The organism is uncultured Aquincola sp. (genome assembly GCF_964001545.1).
Classification (GTDB): Bacteria; Pseudomonadota; Gammaproteobacteria; order Burkholderiales; family Burkholderiaceae_C; genus Aquincola.
Genome location: NZ_CAXFDV010000261.1, coordinates 1 through 4,382, shown reverse-complemented (window position 1 = coordinate 4,382; position 4,382 = coordinate 1). Strand labels below are relative to the sequence as shown.

The 4,382-nt window shown below is 71.0% G+C and carries 3 protein-coding genes; all 3 read left to right on the top strand.

The genetic code is table 11. From position 1 onward, the window contains the following. The first annotated feature begins 145 nt into the window (after positions 1 to 145). Positions 146 to 1,186: a hypothetical protein gene (locus tag ABNT58_RS09110; RefSeq protein WP_348753176.1), complete on the top strand. Its 1,041-nt coding sequence runs from the start codon at positions 146 to 148 to the stop codon at positions 1,184 to 1,186. Then, a complete protein-coding gene (locus ABNT58_RS09105; RefSeq protein WP_348753175.1) occupies positions 1,183 to 3,600 on the top strand; it encodes an MMPL family transporter in 2,418 nt (805 codons plus the stop codon). Before ABNT58_RS09110 ends, ABNT58_RS09105 begins: the two co-directional genes overlap by 4 nt. A 12-nt stretch (positions 3,601 to 3,612) precedes the next feature. Beyond that, positions 3,613 to 4,382, top strand: a 770-nt coding sequence (locus tag ABNT58_RS09100; RefSeq protein ID WP_348753174.1) for an alpha/beta hydrolase, incomplete at its 3' end; no start/stop codon positions are given.

The window sequence follows — 4,382 nt, the reverse complement described above, 5'->3', positions numbered from 1 at the left end:
GTGGGACGTCGCCGCAGATCTTGCAGAACCTCCGCGTCGCCGCGCCTACCAACGCAGTGCCGGTCGCTGCTGAAATAAGGTTAGCGCGTATGCCCCCAGGGGGGCGACGACAGCGGACCGGCGGAGCCGGATCCGCGGCGTCTGCTTGAGCGCCTTGCTGAGCATGGGGCTGGGCTCGCTCGCTGCGCTGTCGGCCCAGGCCGCACCGGTGGCCGAAGCGCTGCAACGGCCGGCGGTGATGGTCAAGGCGCCGGAGCGTGCGGCGCTGCTGTCGGCGGCGCAGGCCGGCAGCCGGCTCGTGGCGGTGGGTGAGCGCGGCCTCGTGCTGCTGAGCGACGACGCCGGCCGCAGCTGGCGGCAGGCGCCCTGCCCGGTGAGCGTGACGCTGACCACGGTGCGCTTTGCCGATGCCACGCAGGGCGTGGCCGTGGGCCATGGCGGCACCGTGCTCACCACGCAGGATGGCGGCAGCAGCTGGCAGCTGCGGCTGGACGGGCGCCGCCTGGCCACGCTGGCGCGTGAAGCCGCCACCACGCCCGAGGCCCAGCGCGATGCCGAGCGCCTGGTGGCCGACCGCCCCGACAAGCCGCTGCTGGACGTGGTGATGTGGAACGCTCAACGGCTGCTGGCCGTGGGCGCCTACGGCCTGGCCGTGCACAGCGAAGACGGCGGCCAGACCTGGCAACCCTGGATGGAGCGCCTGCCCAACCCCAAGGGCCTGCACTGGTATGTGGCGCGCCGCCAGGGCGACACACTGCTGCTGGCCGGTGAACAAGGCCTGGCCGTGCGCAGCGACGACGGCGGCCGCAGCTTCCGGCCGCTGACCTCGCCCTACCGCGGCAGCTGGTTCACCGGCGAGCTGGCGGCCGATGGCAGCGCCGTGCTGGCCGGCCTGCGCGGCAACGTGTGGCGCAGCACCGATGGCGGCGGCAGTTGGAGCCAGCTGCCCAACCCGGTGCCGGCCACCGTGATCGCGGCGGCCACGCAACCCGATGGCGGCGTGCTGCTGCTCAGCCAGGCGGGCGCGCTGCTGCGCCTGCAAGGGGAGCGGCTGCAGCCGCTGAAGACACCGCCGCTGCCGCTGCCCACCGCGCTGCTGCCGCTGGCCGAAGGCCGCCTGCTGGCGCTGGGCCTGACCGGCCTGACCACCCTGACCCTGCCCGCCCCCCAAGAGGCCCGCCCGTGAGCCCCTCGTCCACCGCCCTTCCCCCGGGCTCGACTGCCGAGCCCTTCGACCCGCGCTCGGGCTCCTTGATCGAGCGCGCCCTCTTCAACCACCGATGGGGGGTGCTGCTGCTCTGCGCCCTGGTCACAGCGCTGCTGGGCTGGCAGGCCACGCGGCTGCAGCTCAACGCCAGCTTCGAAAAGACCATCCCCACCCGCCACCCCTACATCCAGCACTTCCTGCAGCACCAGGCCGAGCTGAGCGGCCTGGGCAATGCGGTGCGCATCGCGGTGGCGGCGCCCGGCGGCATCTACGAAGCCAAATACCTGGACACGCTGCGCCGCCTGTCCGACGACGTGTTCCTGCTGCCGGGCGTGGACCGGGCGCGCATGAAGTCGTTGTGGACACCCAGCACCCGCTGGGTGGGCGTGACCGAAGACGGCCTGGAAGGCGGCCCGGTGATACCCGATGGGTATGACGGCAGCCCCGCCAAGCTGGCGCAGCTGCAGGCCAACGTGGCCCGTTCGGGCGAGATCGGCCAGCTGGTGGCGCGCGACGGGCAGTCGAGCGTGATCTTCGTGCCGCTGCTGGCCCAGGACGCGCAGGGCCGGCCGCTGGACTACGCCGCGCTGTCCACCCGGCTGGAAGCGCTGCGCGCCCAGTACCAGGCCGAAGGCGTGACGGTGCACATCACCGGCTTTGCCAAGCTGGTGGGCGACCTGATCGACGGCGTGCGTGCGGTGCTGCTGTTCTTTGCCATCGCGGTGGCCATCGCCACGGCCATGGTGTTCGGCTACACCCGCTGCCTGCGCAGCACCGTGCTGGTGGTGCTGGCCTCGCTGGTGGCGGTGGTGTGGCAGCTGGGCCTGCTGCCGCTGCTGGGTTATGCACTCGACCCGTACTCCATCCTGGTGCCCTTCCTGGTGTTTGCCATCGGCATGAGCCATGGCGCGCAGAAGATGAACGGCATCATGCAGGACGTGGGCCGCGGCGTGCCCAAGCTGGTGGCCGCGCGCTTCACCTTCCGCCGCCTGTTCCTGGCCGGGCTGACCGCGCTGCTGGCCGATGCGGTGGGCTTTGCGGTGCTGCTGGTGATCGACATCCAGGTCATCCGCGAGCTGGCCATCGCCGCCTCGCTGGGCGTGGCGGTGCTGATCTTCACCAACCTCATCCTGCTGCCGGTGCTGCTGAGCTACACCGGCGTCAATGCGCGCGCCGCGCAGCGCAGCCTGCGTGATGAGCAGCTCGACGCCAGCGGCGCCGCGCGCCACCCGCTGTGGCGGCTGCTGGACCGCTTCACCCAGCGGCGCTGGGCCACCGGCGCGGTGGTGGCCGGCCTGGTGATGGGCGCGGCCGGCTTCGCGGCCAGCCTGCATCTGAAGATCGGCGACCTGGACCCCGGCGCGCCCGAGCTGCGCGAGGCCAGCCGCTACAACCGCGACGTGGCCTTCATGAACGCCGCCTACGGCGCCAGCAGCGACGTGCTGGCGGTGATGGTCAAGACGCCCGACGGCCAATGCTCGGCCTACGCCACGCTGAACAAGGTGGACGCGCTGGAGTGGCAGCTGCGCCAGATCGACGGCGTGGAAAGCACCCACACGCTGGCGCTGCTGAACCGCCGTGTGCTCACCGGTCTGAACGAGGGCAACCCGCGCTGGTACGAGTTCCTGCCCAACCAGGACATGCTCAACACGGTGACGGCCGGCGCTCCGCGCGGCCTGTACAACGATGCCTGCAACCTGCTGACGGTGTACGCCTACCTGGCCGACCACAAGGCCGAGACGCTGCAGCGCGTGGTGCAGCACGTCGAGGCTTTCGCCCAGGCCAACGACACCGCCGACGTCAAGTTCCTGCTGGCCGCCGGCAGCGCCGGCATCGAGGCCGCCACCAACATCGTGGTGCACGACGCCTGGCGCCTGATGCTGGTGATGGTGTATGGCGCCGTGGTGCTGCTGTGCTTCATCACCTTCCGCAGCTGGCGGGCGGTGGTGGTGGCGGTGCTGCCGCTGGTGCTCACCTCCTTCCTGGCCGAGGCGCTGATGGTGGCGCTGGGCATGGGCGTGAAGGTGGCCACGCTGCCCGTCATCGCGCTGGGCGTGGGCATCGGCGTGGACTATGCGCTGTACATCCTCAGCGTCACGCTGGCGCAGCTGCGCCAGGGCAAGAGCCTGTCCGAGGCGTACTACCGCGCGCTGCTGTTCACCGGCAAGGTGGTGATGCTCACCGGCGTCACGCTGGCCATCGGCGTCATCACCTGGGTGGCCAGCCCCATCAAGTTCCAGGCCGACATGGGCCTGCTGCTGGCCTTCATGTTCCTCTGGAACATGTTGGGCGCGCTGGTGCTGCTGCCCGCGCTCGCCCATTTCCTCTTGCGGCCCGCCCCACCGGCGGCGGCGCCCGCGCCCCTTTCCTCCTCACTCGCTTCGGCCCGTTGAAAGGCCCCGTCCATGTTCAAGTACTTTCCCACCAACTACGTCTGGAATCTCTCGGTCGACCTGGCCATCGAGATGGGCGCGCGCATCGGCGAGATCGAAGCCATGTGCGCCCCGCTGCAGGAAGCCGCCAAGGCGCCCGACGCTGCCGGCACCAAAGCCTTCCGCGAAACCTGGGTGCGCATGGCCGACCAGCTGTGCGCACTGGCCGACGAGGACAAGGCCCGCGGCCGCCTGATCTCGGCCGGCGAAAAGCTGCGCCGCGCCAGCAGCTACCTGATCACCGCCGAGCGGCTGCAGGCGCATGACGCGCCGGGTCGCCGCGCGCTGTATGAGCGCGAGCTGGCGCTGTTCCTGGAAGGCTCGCAACTCCTGGGCGACAAGGTGCAGCGCGTCGAGATTCCGTACGAGGGCAAGACCTTGTCGGCCCTGTACCTGCCCGCCCATCGCCTGCAGCCCGGCCAGCGTGCGCCGCTGCTGGTGCAGGTCAACGGCCTGGACTCCACCAAGGAGATGAAGTACCTGGTGGGCCTGCCCGCCTGGCTGGCGCAGCGTGGGGTCTCGTCGCTGGTGGTCGACCAGCCCGGCACCGGCGAAGCGCTGCGCCTGCAAGGCCTGACCGCCCGCTACGACACCGAGCACTGGGCCAGCCGCATCGTCGACTGGCTGGAAACCCGCGACGACGGGGACGCCCAACGCATCGGCCTGGAAGGCGTGTCGCTGGGCGGCTACTACTGCCCGCGCGCGGTGGCCTTCGAGCCGCGCTTTGCAGCCGGCGTGTGCTG